The sequence below is a fragment of the Kitasatospora sp. NPDC004723 genome, from assembly GCF_040609255.1.
Lineage (GTDB): Bacteria > Actinomycetota > Actinomycetes > Streptomycetales > Streptomycetaceae > Kitasatospora.
Genome location: NZ_JBEXJT010000045.1, coordinates 1 through 17,458, shown reverse-complemented (window position 1 = coordinate 17,458; position 17,458 = coordinate 1). Strand labels below are relative to the sequence as shown.

Here is a 17,458-nt window from a genome sequence, read left to right as displayed (position 1 = left end):
AGCGTTCCGCCACCGCACCTTCGGCCAGTGAGAGGGCCCGCCCGATGGAACAGCGTCACCTCGGCCGCACCGGGCTGCAGGTCTCCCGGCTCGGTCTCGGCACCATGACCTGGGGCCGCGACACCGACGAGCAGGAGGCCGCCGAACAGCTCAAGGAGTTCGTCGACGCCGGCGGCAACCTCGTCGACACCGCCGATGTCTACGCCGACGGCGACGCCGAGTACCTGCTCTCCCGGCTCACCGACGGCCTGATCCCCCGCTCCGACCTGGTCATCGCCACCAAGGCGGGCAGCGTGCCGGCCTCCGGCCGCCGCTTCGACGGCTCGCGCGGCCACCTGCTGGCCGCGCTCGACGCCTCGCTGCGCCGGCTCGGCACCGACTACGTCGACCTCTGGCAGGTGCACGCCTTCGACCCGGCCACCCCGGTCGAGGAGACCCTGAGCGCCCTGGACATCGCCGTCTCCTCCGGCCGCGCCCGCTACGTCGGGGTCTGCGACTTCAGCGGCTGGCAGCTCGCCAGGGCCGCCACCTGGCAGCACGCCCACCACGGCCGGGTGCCGCTGGCCGGGGCGCAGCTGGAGTACTCGCTGCTGCAGCGCGGTATCGAGCGCGAGGCCCTGCCGGCCGCCCGGGACACCGGGGTGGGCCTGCTCGCCGGCTCCCCGCTCGGGCGCGGCGTGCTCACCGGCAAGTACCGGCACGGGCTGCCGCAGGACTCGCGCGGCGCCTCGCCCTACCTGTCCGGATTCGTCCAGCCCTACCTCGGGGAACGCGCCCGGCGGATCGTGGACGCCGTCGCCACCGCCGCCGACGGGCTGGCCAGCAGCCCGCTGGCGGTCGCGCTCGCCTGGGTGCGGGACCGCCCCGGGGTGGCGAGCGCGCTGGTCGGGGCGCGGACCGTGGGACAGCTGCAGGCGGCGCTGTCGGTGGAGGCGCTTACGCTTCCGGAGGAGATCCGCGGTGCGCTCGACGACATCTCGGCGCCGGTCCACCGCTACCCCGACCAGGGGTGGAGCGAGCTGTAGCACCGCTCGACCCCGTGACCCGAGCCTGCCCGAACCGACCGACCGCCGGCCCGGCCGCCCCGTGCGGCCCCGGACCGGCCCGACCCGGCCGACCGCCCGCACCACGGGGCGGGCGGCGCCCAGCATGTGGAGTTGAGCTTTTGTGGAGCGGACGATGACTGACGCGGAGAACGGCGCTCCGGAGGAGACCCCGGCGGGCTCGGGCGGCGACGGTGCGGCCGGCGGCGCGGGCGCCGTCCCCGGGCAGGCGTCGTCGCCGGACACGGCCGAGCAGGGCGCTTCCGACCAGGACGCTTCCCAGCAGGGCGCGGCGGTCGCCGGTGACCCGGCGGGCACCGACCCGGCGGAACGGGCGGCGGCCGTCGCGGCGCTGGCGGAGCGGGTGCGCTCGGTCGGCCGGTCCGCCGGGAGTCCCGACGGCCCGGCCCCCACGGGCGCGCCCGCGGGCGAGGCGGGCGCCGCCGGGGCCGACCGGCCGGTGACCGACGAGCAGCGGGCGCAGGCGCTCAAGGCCACCGCCGAGGTGCTGACGGCGGGCGGCGCCCCGGCCGCACTGGCCGGCGCCGCCGTGGCGGCCTTCGGCGACGGCGCGGCCGAGCAGCTCCGCGAGGACCCGTGGGCCGTGCTCACCCTGCCCGGCGTCCGCCCGGAGCACGCGGACGGCTTCGCCCGCGGCCTGCTCGGCGCGCAGGCCGGCCCCGGCGACCCGCGGCGGGCCCAGGCGCTGGTCGGCTGGCTGCTCGAGCAGGCGGCGCTGCGCGGCCACTCGGCCCTGGAGATCGGCGAGGTGACCGCCGGGCTGGAGCGCCTCGGTGTGCCGGACTCCGCCGCCGCCGTCCAGGCCGCCGTGCTCGACGGCCGGGCGATGCCGTTCCAGGAGGAGCTCACCGGCGCCGAGGCGCACACGGCGGGCGGGGACGACGAGGACGAGCCGCCGACCCGCACCCTGCTCGCCCTGGAGCGGCTGGCGCTGGCCGAGGAGAGCCTGGCCGACGGCCTGGTCCGGCTGATGTCCACCTTCGTCCCCGGCGAGGACCTCGCGGAGGACGCCGACGAGGACGCCGTCGACGGCACCGGGGCCGAGGCCGAAACGGACGCCGGCGGGGACGCCGGCACCGAGGCCGGACCGCAGGCCCCCGAAGCCGCCGAGCAGGCGCCCGTCGCCCCCGGGCCGGCCGCCTGGGAGGCCGCCGCGGCCGCCGCCCCGTCCTCCTCCGCGACCGCCCTGGTCCGGGCCGCCGCCGAGAGCGCGCTCGTCCTGCACACCGGCGGCGAGGCCGCCCGCGCCGAACCGGCCGCCCTGCTGGCCGCCGCCACCGGCCTCGGCCTGCGGGCCTGGGCGGCCACCTGGAGCGACCACGGCCGGGACGCCTTCGCCGCGCTCGCCCCGCTCGCCGACGCCCCCGCCGGCACGCCCGCGCCCGTCACCACGCTGGCCGAACTGCTCGCCGGAGCGGCCGGCCCCGGCCGGTCCGCCGACGGCACGCTGGCGCTCGACCTGCTGATCGTCCTGGACGCCCCGCTGCTGGACGTCGAGCTGGCCGCCACCCTGCTGGAGTCGCTGGCCGACGGCACCCGCCTGGTGCTCAGCGGCGACCCGGGCCAGCTCTGGTCGGCCGGCCCCGGCCGGTTCTTCGCCGACCTGCTGGCCGCCAAGGCCTGCCCGTCCGTCGCCTCCCGCACCCCCGACTTCGGCCCGATCGGCGAGCTGGTCTCCGGCGTCGGCATCGGCGAGCTCCAGCCGGTCGAGGCCCCCGGCAAGGAGGTGGTCATCCTGACCGCCAAGGACGCCGGGGAGGCCGTCCACCGCGCCATCCAGCTGCTCACCGACTCGATCCCGCGCGCCCTCGGCATCCCGTCCGAGCAGGTCGTCCTGCTCACCCCCGGGCACGGCGGCGGGGCCGGTACCCGCGCGCTGAACGCCGCCGCCAAGGCGCGGCTCAACCCGGGCCCGGGCCGGTTCGGCGGCTTCGACCCGGGCGACCGGGTCGCCGACTCGCCCGCCCCCGGCCACACCAGGCTCGCCCGGGTGCTGGACGGCGACGCCACCGGTCTGCACCTGGAGTACCCCGACGGCACCCGCCGCACGGTCGCACCCGCCGAGGCCGGAAAGCTGCGGCACGGCTGGGCACTGACCGTCCACCAGGCGGTCGGCCGCCGCTGGCCGGGCGCGGTGGTGGTGGTGCCGGAGGACGCGACCGCGGCACTCACCCGGCAGTGGGTGTACACGGCGTTCGGCCGCGGCGAGCGCCACCTCTCGGTGGTCCACTCCGCCGGCCCGGCGCTCCCGCAGGCCGTCGCCGGGCGCCCGGCCGCACCGCGCACCACGCGGCTGCGCGCGATCCTCGCGGAGAACGCGGCCGAGTCCTCCTGACCGGCGCCGTCCGCGCGAGGAACGTCCGACATCATGCGCCCCGGTGGGCGCTCGGGCCCGGGGCACTCCGCCCCGGGCCCGCCGACGGATCAGTCGTCGGGGTCCTCGTCGTCGTAGACCTCGCTCACGTCGAAGCGGCAGATCAGCAGCTGCGGATCGGCGTGCTCGAACGGCTCCGGCAGCCACTCCCCCGGCTCGCTCGGCTCGGCGGCCGCCACCCAGAGCGTGGAGTCGGCCTCCTCCAGCCCGAACTCCTCGCTGCGGGCGGCGATCTCGTCCGGCTCGAACTCGCCGAACAGCACGCCGATCGCGGCGTTCACCCCGCCGCCGTCCGAGCCCCCGCCCGGGGTCAGCGAGTCGTCCAGCCGCTCGGCCTGGGCGCGCAGCCGCTTCGGGTCGACGACGTGGTAGTCGCGGCGGATCAGCACGCTGATCGCCTCGGGCTGTTCGGGGCCGTGGTACCCGCCCGGACCCTCGTCACCGGGGACCTCGAAGGGGGTGACCTCGTCGTAGACCTCGTACAGGAGTTGGTCGTACGCGATGGCCGCCGTCGCCAGCTGCTCGTAGGCGGTGGACACAGCGGAATCGTCCGCTGCGCTCTGGCTCGACACCGCTTCCAGATGACGGTCGATGGCGGCCTTGACCGCCTCGGCGGCGGCGCGTACCTCGGCAATGGTGGGCTGCGCGGCATCAGACATGGTGCAGACGCTATCTCCCCTCGGTGCCGGTACGCACAGCGGTTGTCACCTACACCCGCGATTTCACCGCAACTTCCCCCGCGATGTCCGTTCCGGGTGGGTCTGTCCCCCGGGGCGCCGGACGGCGGCGTGCGCCGGGCGCCCGCGCACACGGTCCGCGCGGGCCGTCCGGGTGCCGCTTCGCGCGGCGCGCCGGGGGTATGTCCTCCCCAGGAGCAAAGGAACTGATGCGCTGTCAGCGCGGAGCGGGTCGGGCGGCCGAAAATACCCGGGCCCGCTGTCGGAGGCAGGCCGTAGGCTTGCCCGCAGGTGTCCCTCAGGAGGAGCATTTTGACCCCACCGAAGCCGGTCCGGCAGCCGGAGTACGAGTACCAGTCGCTGCGCATGCCGCGCGGAACGTCCCGCAACGCGGCACGCCAACTGCTCACCGATCACGCCGAGTACGGGCACTGGGAACTGGACAGGCTCCGCCTGCTGCCGGACGGCAGCCGCACGGTGCTGCTGCGCCGGCGGATCATCCGGCAGGTCCGGAGCTGGTGACGGCGGGTGCGCGGCGGGTCGACCCGCCGCGCACCCGGTGCGTCCGCTGTGTCCGGTGCGCCGTGGAGGCTCAGCGGGCGCCGGCGCGGGCGCGGCGGTAGAGGACGCCGCCGCCGATCAGCAGGGCCAGGCCGGCCGCACCGAGCAGCTCGGTGTTGCCGGCGCCGGTGGCGGCCAGCTGCTGGTCGGCCTCCGCGACGGCCGGACCGGCGTGCGCGGCGGCCGGGCGCACCGCCGGGGCGGCGTGCTGCGGGGCGGGGGCCGCCGACGGCGCGGTCGGCACGGCCTCGGTCGGACCGTTGCCCGCCCGGGGGGTGCCCTGGGTGCCCTCGTGGTCGCTCGGGGCGGCCGGCGGCGGGGCGCTGTGCGGCGTGTGCTCCTCCGGCGGGCAGTCCTCCTGCGGCGCGGCGGGCTTGCTGGGCACCGGCGCGGCCACGTTGGCGCAGTCGTTGCCGTAGGCCGGGTTGAGGGCGCCGACCACGTCGATCGAGTTGCCGCAGGCGTTGACCGGGACGTGCACCGGGGCCTGGACGCTGTTGCCGGAGATCACTCCGGGCGAGCCGGTGGCCGTGCCGGAGGCCGTCGCCCCCGAGGCCGCCGTACCCGCGGCGGCGCCCGCCGCCCCCGAACCGGCCTGACCGCCGCCCGCCTGGGCACCGCCGGCCTGGGCACCGCCCGCACTCGCGCCCGCGCCGCCGGACTGGCCGCCGCCGGTGTGGGCACCGCCCGCGCTCGCGCCGCCCGACTGGGCGCCGCCGACGTGCGCGCCGCCGCCGGGGTGGCCGGAGACGTTGGCGCACTTGTTGCCGTAGGACGGGTTCAGCAAGCCGATCACGTCGACCGTGTTGCCGCAGGCGTTGATCGGCACCTCGATCGGCACCTGCACCGAGTTGCCCGAGGCGACACCCGGCGAGCCTGCCGCGACACCCTCCGCGCCGGCGCCCGCGTAGGCGTAACCGGCGGTCGAGGCCAGCACACTGCCGGTGGCCACGGCCGTGAGGAGCCCCTTCTTGGCTGCGTTCCTCATATTTTCCCCTGACATTTCGAGACGACGTGACGACCTCCCGAAAGTCGGAATTTCCCACTAGGCGGGGAGGTCCTCGGCTGCAACGGAAAGAACGAAGGAATCCACGGGGAGGTTGGCCGGTTCCACGCCCATTCACCCTTTCGAGGGATCTCACGGGCCGGACGCGGGGCGGTCCGGAAAAACAAGCGCCCCCGGCACGACGTGCACGCCGTCCGGGGGCCCGGCTCAACGACCGACGTGGACTCAGACGTTGAAGCAGGTGTTGCCGAACGCCGGGTTCAGCACACCGATCACGCTGATGGTGTTGCCGCACACGTTGACCGGGATGTGCACCGGAATCTGGATCTGGTTGCCGGACAGCACGCCCGGGGAGCCGGCGGCCACGCCCTGGGCACCGGCCCCGCCGTGGGCGGAGGCGACACCGGTGACGGCGAGCACCAGGCCACCGGCGGCGGCGGTCACGGCGGCGATCTTCTTGACCTTCATCATTCCTCCTGTATGAACACCCGGATATCGGTTCCGGGCCGTCACAGGAAGGAACGATGTTGCGGCAAACGGGGTACGGACCGGCCGTCCGCTTCACCCAGACCGGTGATACTACGAACAGGAAATCGATCTGTCAGAACAGCGATGGCCCGCCCCCGGGAGCTCCGGGAGCGGGCCATCGCCGGGCGCTCAGCAGGCGTCGATGAACCGGTCCAGCACCCGCACGCCGAACTTCAGGCCGTCCACCGGCACCCGCTCGTCCACGCCGTGGAACATCCCGGCGAAGTCCAGCTCCGGCGGCAGCTGCAGCGGCGCGAAGCCGAAGCAGCGGATCCCCAGGTCCTGGAACGACTTGGCGTCCGTACCGCCGGAGAGGCAGTACGGCACCGCCCGGGCGATCGGGTCCTCGGCGCGCAGCGCGGTCTGCATCGCCTCGACCAGGGCGCCGTCGAAGCCGGTCTCGATCGCCTTGTCCGAGTGCAGGCTCTCGCGCTTCACGCGCGGGCCGAGCACGCTGTCCAGCTCGGCCAGGAACTCCTCCTCGTAGCCGGGCAGGAAGCGGCCGTCCACGTGCGCGGTGGCCTGGCCGGGGATCACGTTGACCTTGTAGCCGGCGCCGAGCATGGTCGGCTGGGCGGTGTTGCGCAGCGTGGTGCCGATCATCTTGGCGATGCCGCCGAGCACCCGCAGCGTCTCGTCCATGTTCTCCGGGTCGAGCTCGACGCCGAGCGCGTCCGACAGCTCGTCCAGGAAGGCCCGCACGGTCTTGGTGATCCGCAGCGGGAACTGGTGCCGCCCGAGCCGGGCCACCGCCTCGCACAGCTCGGTGATGGCGTTGTCGTCGTTCTCCATCGACCCGTGCCCGGCCCGGCCCTCGACCGTGAGCCGCATCCAGTGCATGCCCTTCTCGGCGGTCTCCACCAGGTAGAGCCGGGTGCGGTCGTTGACCGTGAAGGAGAAGCCGCCGACCTCGCCGATCGCCTCGGTCACGCCCTCGAACAGGCCCGGGTGCTTGTCCACCAGGTAGCGGGCGCCGTAGGTGCCGCCCGCCTCCTCGTCGGCGAGGAAGGCCAGCACCAGGTCCCGCGGGGGCTTGCGGCCGGTGCGCAGCCGGTCGCGGACGACCGCGAGGGTCATCGCGTCCATGTCCTTCATGTCGACCGCGCCGCGGCCCCAGACGCAGCCGTCCGCGATCTCCCCGGCGAACGGGTCGTACGTCCAGTCGGCGGCGTTGGCGGGCACGACGTCGGTGTGCCCGTGGATCAGCAGGCCCGGACGCGAACGGTCCTCGCCCTCGATCCGGACCACGGTGGACGCCCGCCCCTTGGCCGACTCGATGATCTGCGGCTCGAGGCCGAACTCGGCGAGCTGCTCGGCCACGTACTCGGCCGCCTTCCGCTCCCCCGGGCCGGAGCCGTCGCCGTAGTTGCTGGTGTCGATCCGGATCAGATCGCGGCAGAGGTCGGCGACCTCGGACTCGCCCGTCACCTTCGGCGCCGCCGCCCGCTCCGCCGACTCGCTCCGCTCGCTCACGGTCACTCCTCGTCTCCAGCCCGCACCGGCGCCCCAGCGCCACCCCCGGGACCTCCGCCCGGGCCGCACGAGCACGTCCGACCATCCTCTCCCAGCCCCCGACCCGGATCCACCCCCCGGATACGGGGCGACACGCCGCCGCAACCTGCGCTCCCCCGCCCGGAGCCGTTTTGGGACCGGCAGCAGATCACTGCTACAGTTACATCTGTCAGCGCGGCCGACGAACAGAAGGAAGCCGTGCGGACAACACCCCGTCCGGGTGGCGGAATGGCAGACGCGCTAGCTTGAGGTGCTAGTGCCCTTTATCGGGCGTGGGGGTTCAAGTCCCCCCTCGGACACCGCTGAGCGGGCCAGGAGAAATCCTGGCCCGCTTTTCGTGTTGCCCTCCGTCCGTTTCCGCCCGGACTGTTTCCCGTCGGCGCACCATTTGTACGCCGTTGGTCCCTGTTCGGTTGCCGTGACCTGAGGTTTACTTTGTCGGCGCCGCCCTCCCGGGGGTGGCGCCGACGGGGGTGTCCAGGCCGGTTCGATGGGAAGGGGGGGCGTTCCGTGGGGAACCTCCCGGATGGGTCGTATGCCGTTGACGGGCGCGGAGCCGCGCAGGTGTGCGTCATCGGCGCGGGGCTGGCGGGTCTGGCCGCCGCGCACGCGCTGGCGGTGCGGGGCGTCGACTTCGTCTGCCTGGAGAAGGCTCCGGAGGTCGGCGGGATCTGGCGCAAGCCCGGTGCCGGGGAGCACGGGCCGGGCTACCGGTCCCTGCACCTGAACACCGCGAAGGAGCTGACCGGCTACGCCGCGTTCCCGATGCCGGACTCCTTCCCGACCTATCCCCGGCACGACGAGATGGCCGCCTACCTGCGGGCCTTCGCCGAGTGGGCGGGTCTGCTGCCGCGCATCGAGTTCGGCACCGAGGTGCTGTCGCTCCGACAGGACTTCGACGGCTCCTGGCTGGTGGCCGCCCGGGACGCGAACGGGGTCGCCGGCACGAGGCGCTTCGCGCGGGTGGTCGTCGCCTCGGGCGCCAACGCGGAGCCGCTGCTGCCGGATCCGCTGCCGGCCGGCGCCGAGTCGTTCACCGGCCGCATGCTGCACGCCGTCGACTACCAGGAGGGCGCCGAGTTCCGCGGCCGGCGGGCGGTCGTGGTGGGCCTCGGGGCCTCGGCGGTGGACATCGCCACCGACCTCTCCCGGCACGCGGCGCGGACCGTGCTCTCGGTGCGCCGGGGGCTGCATGTCGTCCCGAAGCAGCTCTACGGCATATCGTGCGACGTGATCGCCGAGTCGCCCTGGTTCACCGCCATGTCGCTCGCCGAGCGGCGCGAGTACATCGAGCAGGCCCTGCTGGTGGCCCGGGGACGGCTGTCGGACTACGGGCTTCCCGAGCCCGACCATCCGATCTTCTCCTCCGCGGTGACCGTCTCGGACGAGATCTTCAGCCGGATCCGGCACGGCGCGGTGATCCCCAGGCCGGGGATCGAGTCCTTCGAGGGGAACCTGGTCCGGTTCACCGACGGGTCGGCGGTGGAGGCCGACACGGTCGTCTGGTGCACCGGCTACCGGATGTCCTACCCGTACCTGCCCGCCGACTGCCCGGTCGGCCCGAGCGGACGGGTGGAGCTGTACCGGCGGATCGTCGCGCCGGACCGGCCCGGCCTCTACTTCGTCGGCCTGATCCGCCCGGTGGGGGCCATCACCCGGGCCCTGGAGGCCCAGGCGCACTACGTCGCCCGGCTCATCGGCGGCGAGGAGGCACTGCCGTCCGGGGACGTCATGCACAAGGAGATCGACGACTACCTGACCGGCATCGCCGCGCGCTACGGGCAGGGACTCGGCGCCTCGATCCAGATCGACGTGGTGCCGTACGTGCAGGAGTTCCGCACGCAGTAGCCCCTGCCCGCGCGCCGGCGGGGTCAGCCGGTCGGCGGCCGCACGCTGTAGGCCTCCGCGGAGAGGTACACGGTGATCCGCGGCGGCCGGCCCCGCTGGTGGGCGAGCGCCAGGTAGGCGATCAGCCCGACGCCGTCCTGCGGCCGCCGCCCGGTGAGGGAGGGCAGGGCGCGCAGGAGCGGGGCCGGGTCCATGCCGTGCCGGCCGAGCAGGGCCACCGCCCGGTCCAGGGCTTCGCCGTCGTGCCGGGCGTAGTCCCGCACCGGGATGTGCAGGGTGAAGCCGCTCGGCCGGTCGGCCGCCGTGTCGGTGAAGACGTGGCAGGACAGCACCGGCAGCCCGGAGAGCCGGGCGTCGCCGGCCGCCGTCCCGGCCGCGGTGGCGGCGAAGTCCCGGAGCTCGGCCGCCGTCGGTCCGTCGGCCGTCCGGGAGAGCTCTCCGGCCTCGGCGGCCGACAGCGCGGGGTGACGGACGTAGACCTTGACCCGGGGCTGCTCCCAGTCGCCGAGGTCCAGGGCGAGGAACGGGTAGCCGTCACCCGGCGGCAGGGCCGCGAACGCCCGCGTCAGGCCGAGCCGGTCCAGCGCCTCACGCAGCGTTTCGGCCGCCCGGGCGGGGCCGCGGGCGGCGGGGTTCAGGTACACCTTGACCCGGGGGACGCCGCCGGGGCGCAGCTCCAGGGCGCACCACAGGGCCAGCGGCCCCTGCGGGGAGGCCGGCAGGAAGAGGTCCTCCACCTTGTCCAGCCAGGCGGTGGAGAACCCCCAGCGGCGGGACATGGCACGGACCGCGTCCAGTCCGGCGCGGCCGTTCTCCTCCAGGGTCGCGGTGCCGCAGCCGGGTTCCAGCAGCACCCTCAGGTCGGGCGCGCCGTCGGGCCGGAAGGAGAGCGAGTACTCCACCGGTGTGTGGTCGTCGGACAGGAAGGTCCGACCGGACGGCGGCAGGTCCAGCCGCCGTCCGGCCTCCGGTCCGAGGGCCTCGACGAGGACGTCCTGGTAGGTCCGGGCGTCCTGCTCGCCGAGGCCCGCGACCTCGCACAGTCCGCGCAGCTGGCGCGCGGTGAACTCCCCGAGCGTCGGCACGCCCGGTCTTTCGGCTGTGCCGGTCACTTGGCGAGCCAGGTCAGGAAGGAGCTCCACAGCCCGCGCTCCTTGCGGGGTCCCGTGCCGTGGTCCTCCCGGGCGGGGGCGGCCGTCCGGGCCGCGGCGGGCCGGGGTGCCTCCTGGACCGGGGTGAACCTGGTCGGCAGGGCGGACAGCGCCCGGCTGAACGGGCCCGGACGCCAGGTCAGGCTGTCCGCCGGCACCGCGAGCTCGATGTCGGGCAGCCGGTTGAACAGGTTCTCGATGGCCGTCACGGTGATGTGCCGGGCGGGCTCCTTGGAGGGGCAGGCGTGCGGGCCCGCGCTCCATGCCAGGTGGGCCCGGTTGCTGCCGGCTCCGCCGGTGTTGGCGGCCGCGATGCTGACCAGCACCAGGTCGCCGGCGTTGAGCTTCGTGCCGGCGAACTCCATGTCGGCCGCGGGGTAGTGCGGCGCGTAGTTCGTCAGCGGCGGGTTGCCCCACAGCGTGTCGTCGAGCGCCTCGGCGATCAGACCGCCCTTGTGGGCGTACTGGTCGTGGGTGAGCAGCCGGTGCAGGGTGTTGCCGATGAGGTTGCGCAGCGGCTCGGCGCCCGCGCCCAGGAGCAGCGCGAGCTGGTGGACCATCTCCTCGTTGTCCAGGCCGGCCTCGTGCTGCATCAGCCAGGATGTGACGTCCTCGCCGGGCCTGGTCCGCTTGAGGGCGACCAGGTCGGCCGCGGCCTGCATCAGGACGTCGGCCGCCCGGGCGGCGTTGACGCCGTCGAACATGCCGGAGATCCCGAACAGCACCCGGTCGCCGATGTCGGCCGGGCAGCCGAAGAGCTCGTTGAAGACGAACAGCGGCAGCTGCTTGGAGTACTCGCCGACCAGGTCGGCCGAGCCGCGCGCGCTGAACTGGGCGATGAGGTAGTCGGAGATCTGCCCGATGCGCTGGGTGAGCCGGCGGGTGTCTATTCGGGCGAGGCTGTCGGTGACGGCCTGGCGCAGCCGCAGGTGCTCGACCCCGTCGCTGAACATGCAGTTGGCCCGGTAGGCCAGCAGCGGCAGGACCGGGCTGTCGGCGGGGACCCGGCCCTCGTTGAGGTCCCGCCAGCGGCGCGAGTCCTTGCGGAAGGCGGCCGGGTCCTGCAGCAGCTGCAGCGCGGCGGTGTAGTCGGTGACCAGGGTGGCCTCGACGCCCGGGGAGAGCTCGACCTGCGCGGTCGCCCCGAAGTGGCGCATGTAGGCGTAGTAGGCCTGCGGGTCGGCCGCGAACTGCGACCCGTACAGGGGTATCGCTTCGCCGCTGCCGTGGGCGGGGCACCCCGGCGGGGGTACGAGTGCGGTGGACTCAGCGTCCATGTCTGCTCCTAGTGGACACGGTTAGTGGACACGGTCCAGCAAGTGACGGACCAGTCTGATCAATGCTTCGGCGGAGGACTTCTCGTCGCGGGCGTCGCAGGTGACCACGGGGGTGTCGTCCAGCAGGTCCAACGCCTCCCGCAGGGCGGCCTCCTGGTAGACCGGAGTGCCGTCGAAGCGGTTGACGGCGATCGCGTAGTCGAGCCCGTACTGCTCGATCAGGTCGATCACGGCGAAGGAGTCCGCCAGCCGGTCGGGGTCGACCAGCACCAGCGCGCCGAGCGCGCCGCGTGCCATGTCCTCCCACATCTGCACGAAGCGCAACTGCCCGGGGGTCCCGAACAGGTACAGCACGACGCGGTCGCTGAGGGTCAGTCGGCCGAAGTCCATGGCGACGGTCGTGGTGGTCTTGCTCCTGACCCCCTTGAGGTCGTCGACCGCCTCCCCGGCCCGTGTCATGGTCTCTTCGGTGGACAGCGGGGTGATCTCGGAGATCGAGCCGATGAAGGTGGTCTTGCCCACCGCGAAGTGCCCGACGACGAGGATCTTCACGGCGGTCTGGTTGGCTCCGTCGCGGACGTAGGCCCGCTCATCCAAACTTGGCCTCAAGTCCATTCAGCACCTCCTGAAGGATGCGCGTGTCCACCAGGGAGGCACGCGCGACGGGCGGCCGCACGAGAAGGTAGCCGCCTTCACTGAGGGCCGAGAGAAGGATCCTCACCACGCCCAGGGGCAGCCGGGTGTGTCCGGCGATCTCGGCCACCGTGAGGTAGCCCGCGGCACATAATTCGAGCAGGCCCTGCTCCTCGGGGGAGAGCCGTCGGGTGGGGCGCTGCTGCTCGTCGCCCGCCGCCGTGACCAGCGTGACCAGGGAGAGCTGCTCGTCGTCCGGCAGCCCCCGGCCCTTGGTGATGACGTACGGTCGCACCAAGGGCGGGGCAGCGTCGGGGGCGTGCTCGCCTCGGCTCGTCATGGGCGCACGCCGAGGTTCTCGCGCGGGGGCGCCATGAGCGCCTTGCCGAGCTGTCCGACGAGCTGCTGCATCCGGAAGGTGATGTCCGCCATGTCGACGTCCGGGGAGGCCGAGACGCCGAGGTAGGCGCCCTGGCCGGCGGAGATGAGGAAGACCCAGCCTCCGTCGAACTCCACCAGGGTCTGCCGCCACTGGTGCTGGGAGCCGTTGCAGAAGAAGGCGAGCGAACGGCTCAGCGACTGCACTCCGCTCATCCCGGCGGCGACCCGGTCCGCGTCGTCCTTGCCGATCTCTCTCGTCCGGGCCATCAGCAGGCCGTCCGCGGATATCAGGACCGCGTGCAGGGCACCGGGGATCTCCAGGGCACTGTCAAGCATCCATGACAGGTCGTTGTTCACGGGTACTCATGTCCTTCACTACTTGCAGCGGTTGGGCTGCTCGTCGTCTCCGCGGCGTCCGGACTCGTCGCCCGGCCGGACTGGGTGCCTCGCTGGAAGGCGCCCATGATCGCCGCCGTCTCCGCGCCGGAGCGGACCGGTGTCCCGGGGGCCGGTGCGCCGAAGGGCTGACCGAAGCCCTGGCCGAAGCCCTGGGCGTCAGCGGCGACCGGCTCGGCCGGTACGACGGACATCGGCCGCTTGCGGCGCCGCTTCGGCAGGCCGTCGGGGCCGGTCGCGGCCGAGACCGGCGCGGCCTCGAACGGGTTGCGGGCCGTTTCGGCGCCGCCGGGGCCGGCCTCCGTCGGCCGGTGCTCCGGCATGGCGGTGAGGAGTTCGTGCGGCAGGAGGAGAACCGCCCGCACACCGCCGTAGGGGGAGGAGGAATCCACCGAGGCCTCGAAGCCGAAGCGCTCGCTGAGCACACCGGCCACCGCGAAACCGAACTGCGGCGGGTTCCCGAGCGAGGAGACGCCGGAGACCCGCTCGGTCGACAGCAGCTTGTCCGCCCGGCTGCGCTCCTCGTCGTTCATGCCGATACCGGCGTCGTCGACGACGATGCAAATGCCCTTCGGCACGGTGCGGATATTGATTTCCACCATCGTGTCGGGGCTGGAATAGCTGGTAGCATTGTCGAGAAGTTCGGCGAGCACCAGCGCCACCGGTTCGACGGCCCGGCTGGTGATTCCGTAATTGACCTGGGAAAGAATCTCGACCCGCCGGAAATGCCGGATGCGGCCCTGCGCGCTGCGGACCACGTCGTAGATCGACGCCACCTCGCGCTGCCGGCCCAGCCATCCGTCGCACAGGACGGCGATGGACTGGGCACGCCGGCCGAACTGCGAGTTCGTGTGGTCGATCTCCAGGAGGTCCTCCAGGATGATCGAGTCGCCGTACTTGTTCTGCAGCCGGGAAATGACCAGCTGCTGTTCGGCGGCAAGGCCCTGAAGGGTTCGCATGGCGGACTTCAGGACCGTTTTGGTCTCTTCGTCGGCGCGCACGTGAGCCGCCTCGACGGATTGCGAGAAGTCGCTCTCCAACGCGGCGTAGTGGGCTCTGAGTGCGTCGGACTCCTTTCGCGCCGACGCTGCCGCCCTGCGCTGGAGGACAATGACGGCGATCGCGCCGAGGAGGACGACGAGAAGAGCCCAGAGAATGGGGTTCTGCAGGGAATGCGTCATAGGACTCTCTTCAGGAGAGTGGCGGCCAGCTGCTGATTTACCGTCAAAGCAGGGGTGGGCCGGCGGGCGTCCGCGCCGGGGTCACCGCCCGAACCGCCCCTTGTGATTCCGTCTCACACCCGCCCGATCCCCCCGGCAAGCGCCGTGATCATATCATCGGATGAAACGCCCCCTCGCAGCCCGCCACCAGGGACGTCTAGTTGACGTGCGCTCAGTTCGCCCCACGACGAACACCGCCCCCGGGGCCGCTGCGACGCCCATTCGACCAGACCATGACACGACGGGCAAGCGCGCTGCTCCCGCCGCCGGCGGAACGCGGCTGCCCGGTGGGCGGGTTCAGCGCGGCGGGGCCGCCGGGGCCGGCGCCCGGCCCGTCCACCGTGCGGCGAGACTGCGGACCGACTCGCCGACGACAAACGCCGTCACGGCAGTGACCAGCAACAACGGGAGCAGGTTGGACGCCTGGGACCCCAGCAGGGCGGTCGCCAGCACCGTGCTGGTGACCGGCAGGCGGGTGACCGCCGTACTGGCGGCGGCGAGTCCGACGGCCAGCCCCGGCGCGGTGCCGAAGCCGGGCAGCGGACCGCAGGCCAGGCCGAGGGCGGCGCCGATCAGCACCGCCGGGAAGATCGGCCCACCGCGCAGACTGCCCAGCGCGACACCCCAGGCCGTCGCCTTGCAGAGGGTCAGCATCAGCAGCGCGAACACCGACCAGGCCGCCGGGTCCGCGGCGAGCGTGCCCAGGGTCGCCTGGCCGGAGAGCGCCGCCTCCTGCGGCGAACGGCCGGTCAGCAGCGCGTAGGCGGAGATGCAGGCACCGACCGCGACGGCGCACAGCACGGTGCGCACCCCCGTCCGCCGCGCGGTCGGAGGCGCCGCGGCGCGCTCCGGGTCGCCGGTGGTGAACACCTTCACCCGCCGGCCCAGCGTCTGCGCCGCGACGCAGACCACCGTGACGGCGGCGGCGATCGGCACGCCCCACAGGAAGTCGCCCGGGTCCGGCACCCCGCTGTGCGGCACCGAGGGCAGCGAGAGCGCACCGATGGACAGCCCCGTCCAGTGGCCGAAGCCGGTGAAGACCAGCGCGCCGACCCCGCTGGCCAGCAGGCAGGGCATGATCAGCAGCAGGAGCCGCGGCCCGCCCAGGCCGGCCGCCTCGATCATCATCACGGCGGCCACCAGCGGGCTGCCGAAGATGGTGGAGATCGCCGCCGTCGAACCGGCCGCGCCGAGCACCGGCACCAGCTGTGGCCGCGCCGTCCGCCGGGCCGGGCGGACGGCGAGCAGCGCCAGCCCGCCGCCCATCGCCATCAGCGGTGCCTCCGGACCGAGCACCACACCGAGCGGCAGACCGACGAGGGCGGCGAGGAGGACGCCGGGCACGGCCTTCGGCGGGGCCGGCGGCCCGCCCAGGCCGTCCACCGGGACGTGGCCGCCGTGGCCGGGCAGCCGGGTGATCACCGGGACGATCAGCAGGCCGGCCAGCAGCAGCGCGGGCAGCGGCCACCACCAGGGCGCGCGGTCGTGGCCGAGGGCGTCCGGCAGGCTCTCCCAGATCCAGTGCTGGAGTTGGTGCTCCAGGCCGACGAACCAGAAGGCGGCCAGCGAGACCGGGACGCCGACCAGGGCGGAGATCAGCAGCAGGCCCAGGTAGCCCTTGGTCAGCAGGACCTCGCGCAGGGCCGGGGCGGGCGCCTCCGCGGGGCCGGGCGCCTCGGCGGATCCGGTCGTCGGGGCGGGCCCGGTCGTGGGGGCGTCGCCGCCGCTCGGTCCGGCGCTCGGCTCGGGCATCGTCCGCCTCCGTCGCGTTCCCGCGCCGGTCCGGCTCCGGCCGCGTGCTGCGACCGAGTCTCGCCCGCGCCCGCGGGGCCCGCACGTAACCGCCCGTGCGGCTGCGCGCCGCTTGCGCCGTCGGGGTGACTGGGGGCGCGTCAGTCCCCTTGGACCTGCCGGGACTCGCCGAGGGCGCTCTCGATGCCCTGCACCATCCGCCACAGCGGCGCCCGGCGGCTGGCGACCAGGACCACGACGTCGTCCTGCTCCCCCGGCCCGGCACCGTCGGCCGCACCGCTGCCACCGCCGCCGGGCCGGTCGCTCCAGGTGTCGGTGACGAAGGCCATCGCGCGGTCCACCTCGGCCACCCAGTCGCTCTCGCCGCCCGAGCGCAGCCAGGTGCGCAGGGCGTGGTTGTGCGCGGCGACCACGGCGGCGGCGACCACGTCGGCCCGCAGCGGCCCGTCCGGGCGTTCGGCGAAACGACCGCGCAGGTAGTGCGCGAGGGTGTGCTCGTAGCGCCAGACCACGGACAGCTCGTAGGCGCGCAGGCCGGGGACCTTGCGGGTGAGCCGGTAGCGCTGGACGGAGAAGGACGGCTGCTCGGCGTACATCCGCAGGACGAGCCGGGCGGCGTCGCCGGCGTGCCGGACCGGGTCCTCCTCGCCGGTGCCGGATTCGAGGAACTCCGTCATGTCGGCGAGGCCGCGCTCGTGGTCGGGGAAGACCACGTCCTCCTTGGCCGGGAAGTAGCGGAAGAAGGAGCGCCGGCCGACCCCGGCCAGCGAGACGATGTCGTCGATCGTGGTCTGCTCGAAACCGCGCTCCAGGAAGAGCTCGAAGGCGGCGGCTACCAGCGCCTCGCGCATCGCGGGCTTCGGGTGCCCGTCGTTCATGGGCTGGTCCTGCTCTTCCTTCTCGCTCATTCTCCGGAACATAGCATCGGCCCCCGGCACCCGGACCGGGCCGCGGACGGCCGGCCCGGGTGCGTGCGGGGGTTAGGGTTACGGGAGGTTGCGGGCCATCACGATGCGCTGGATCTGGTTGGTGCCCTCGTAGATCTGCGTGATCTTCGCGTCCCGCATCATCCGCTCCA

The 17,458-nt window shown here is 73.8% G+C and carries 17 protein-coding genes and 1 tRNA gene; 5 read left to right on the top strand and 13 right to left on the bottom strand.

Translation table 11 applies throughout. The annotated features are described in order from the left end of the window. The first annotated feature begins 44 nt into the window (after positions 1 to 44). Together ABZW10_RS30870 and ABZW10_RS30865 are read left to right on the top strand one after the other, a co-directional pair. Positions 45 to 1,025 carry an aldo/keto reductase gene (locus ABZW10_RS30870; RefSeq protein ID WP_355372391.1) on the top strand — a complete coding sequence of 327 codons (981 nt, stop codon included), beginning with the start codon at positions 45 to 47 and terminating at the stop codon, positions 1,023 to 1,025. Between the two features lie 154 nt (positions 1,026 to 1,179). Further along, complete coding sequence (locus ABZW10_RS30865) at positions 1,180 to 3,399, top strand: helix-hairpin-helix domain-containing protein (RefSeq protein WP_355372388.1); 2,220 nt, start codon at positions 1,180 to 1,182, stop codon at positions 3,397 to 3,399. An 89-nt stretch (positions 3,400 to 3,488) separates the two neighbouring features. Here the strand turns inward: ABZW10_RS30865 and ABZW10_RS30860 are convergent, their stop codons facing one another. After that, positions 3,489 to 4,097, bottom strand: a complete 609-nt coding sequence (locus ABZW10_RS30860) for a hypothetical protein (RefSeq protein WP_355372385.1) — start codon at positions 4,095 to 4,097, stop codon at positions 3,489 to 3,491. A 330-nt stretch (positions 4,098 to 4,427) separates the two neighbouring features. Between ABZW10_RS30860 and ABZW10_RS30855 the strand changes: the two genes are divergently transcribed. Next, positions 4,428 to 4,637, top strand: a complete 210-nt coding sequence (locus ABZW10_RS30855) for a DUF5703 family protein (RefSeq protein ID WP_355372383.1) — start codon at positions 4,428 to 4,430, stop codon at positions 4,635 to 4,637. A gap of 70 nt (positions 4,638 to 4,707) precedes the next feature. On the opposite strand, the gene ABZW10_RS30850 is transcribed toward ABZW10_RS30855, so the two are convergent. From ABZW10_RS30850 to ABZW10_RS30840, 3 genes are all read right to left on the bottom strand, one after another. Next, positions 4,708 to 5,664 (bottom strand): chaplin, encoded by a 957-nt coding sequence (locus ABZW10_RS30850; protein WP_355372380.1) that lies wholly within the window; start codon positions 5,662 to 5,664, stop codon positions 4,708 to 4,710. A gap of 243 nt (positions 5,665 to 5,907) precedes the next feature. Beyond that, on the bottom strand, positions 5,908 to 6,153 hold the full coding sequence (locus ABZW10_RS30845) for a chaplin (protein WP_355372378.1): 246 nt from the start codon (positions 6,151 to 6,153) through the stop codon (positions 5,908 to 5,910). Between the two features lie 186 nt (positions 6,154 to 6,339). Continuing rightward, the gene (locus ABZW10_RS30840) at positions 6,340 to 7,683 is read right to left on the bottom strand and encodes a M20/M25/M40 family metallo-hydrolase (protein ID WP_355372376.1); all 1,344 of its coding nucleotides are present in this window, start codon (positions 7,681 to 7,683) and stop codon (positions 6,340 to 6,342) included. A gap of 253 nt (positions 7,684 to 7,936) precedes the next feature. Here ABZW10_RS30840 and ABZW10_RS30835 point away from each other — a divergent pair. Together ABZW10_RS30835 and ABZW10_RS30830 are read left to right on the top strand one after the other, a co-directional pair. Further along, positions 7,937 to 8,021, top strand: a tRNA-Leu gene (locus ABZW10_RS30835). A 265-nt stretch (positions 8,022 to 8,286) separates the two neighbouring features. Then, positions 8,287 to 9,570 (top strand): FAD-dependent oxidoreductase, encoded by a 1,284-nt coding sequence (locus ABZW10_RS30830; protein WP_355372373.1) that lies wholly within the window; start codon positions 8,287 to 8,289, stop codon positions 9,568 to 9,570. A gap of 23 nt (positions 9,571 to 9,593) precedes the next feature. On the opposite strand, the gene ABZW10_RS30825 is transcribed toward ABZW10_RS30830, so the two are convergent. From ABZW10_RS30825 to ABZW10_RS30785, 9 genes are all read right to left on the bottom strand, one after another. After that, entirely contained in the window at positions 9,594 to 10,655 is a 1,062-nt protein-coding gene (locus ABZW10_RS30825) for a tryptophan dimethylallyltransferase family protein (protein WP_355372370.1), read from the bottom strand. A 23-nt stretch (positions 10,656 to 10,678) separates the two neighbouring features. After that, positions 10,679 to 11,998 carry a cytochrome P450 gene (locus ABZW10_RS30820; RefSeq protein WP_355372367.1) on the bottom strand — a complete coding sequence of 440 codons (1,320 nt, stop codon included), beginning with the start codon at positions 11,996 to 11,998 and terminating at the stop codon, positions 10,679 to 10,681. A 21-nt stretch (positions 11,999 to 12,019) separates the two neighbouring features. Continuing rightward, the gene (locus ABZW10_RS30815; protein ID WP_350572322.1) at positions 12,020 to 12,613 is read right to left on the bottom strand and encodes an ATP/GTP-binding protein; all 594 of its coding nucleotides are present in this window, start codon (positions 12,611 to 12,613) and stop codon (positions 12,020 to 12,022) included. Beyond that, positions 12,588 to 12,971, bottom strand: coding sequence for a DUF742 domain-containing protein (locus ABZW10_RS30810; RefSeq protein ID WP_355372364.1), 384 nt, complete (start codon positions 12,969 to 12,971; stop codon positions 12,588 to 12,590). The genes ABZW10_RS30815 and ABZW10_RS30810 overlap by 26 nt, the downstream gene beginning before the upstream one ends. Further along, positions 12,968 to 13,369 (bottom strand): roadblock/LC7 domain-containing protein, encoded by a 402-nt coding sequence (locus tag ABZW10_RS30805; protein ID WP_355372362.1) that lies wholly within the window; start codon positions 13,367 to 13,369, stop codon positions 12,968 to 12,970. Before ABZW10_RS30805 ends, ABZW10_RS30810 begins: the two co-directional genes overlap by 4 nt. Continuing rightward, positions 13,366 to 14,589, bottom strand: a complete 1,224-nt coding sequence (locus tag ABZW10_RS30800) for an ATP-binding protein (RefSeq protein ID WP_355372360.1) — start codon at positions 14,587 to 14,589, stop codon at positions 13,366 to 13,368. Before ABZW10_RS30800 ends, ABZW10_RS30805 begins: the two co-directional genes overlap by 4 nt. A 336-nt stretch (positions 14,590 to 14,925) precedes the next feature. After that, positions 14,926 to 16,380 carry a chloride channel protein gene (locus tag ABZW10_RS30795; protein ID WP_355372358.1) on the bottom strand — a complete coding sequence of 485 codons (1,455 nt, stop codon included), beginning with the start codon at positions 16,378 to 16,380 and terminating at the stop codon, positions 14,926 to 14,928. Between the two features lie 140 nt (positions 16,381 to 16,520). After that, positions 16,521 to 17,288 carry a TetR family transcriptional regulator gene (locus ABZW10_RS30790; RefSeq protein ID WP_355372355.1) on the bottom strand — a complete coding sequence of 256 codons (768 nt, stop codon included), beginning with the start codon at positions 17,286 to 17,288 and terminating at the stop codon, positions 16,521 to 16,523. A gap of 78 nt (positions 17,289 to 17,366) precedes the next feature. Further along, a partial coding sequence (locus ABZW10_RS30785; protein WP_355372531.1) for an acyl-CoA dehydrogenase family protein occupies positions 17,367 to 17,458 on the bottom strand: 92 nt, incomplete at its 5' end.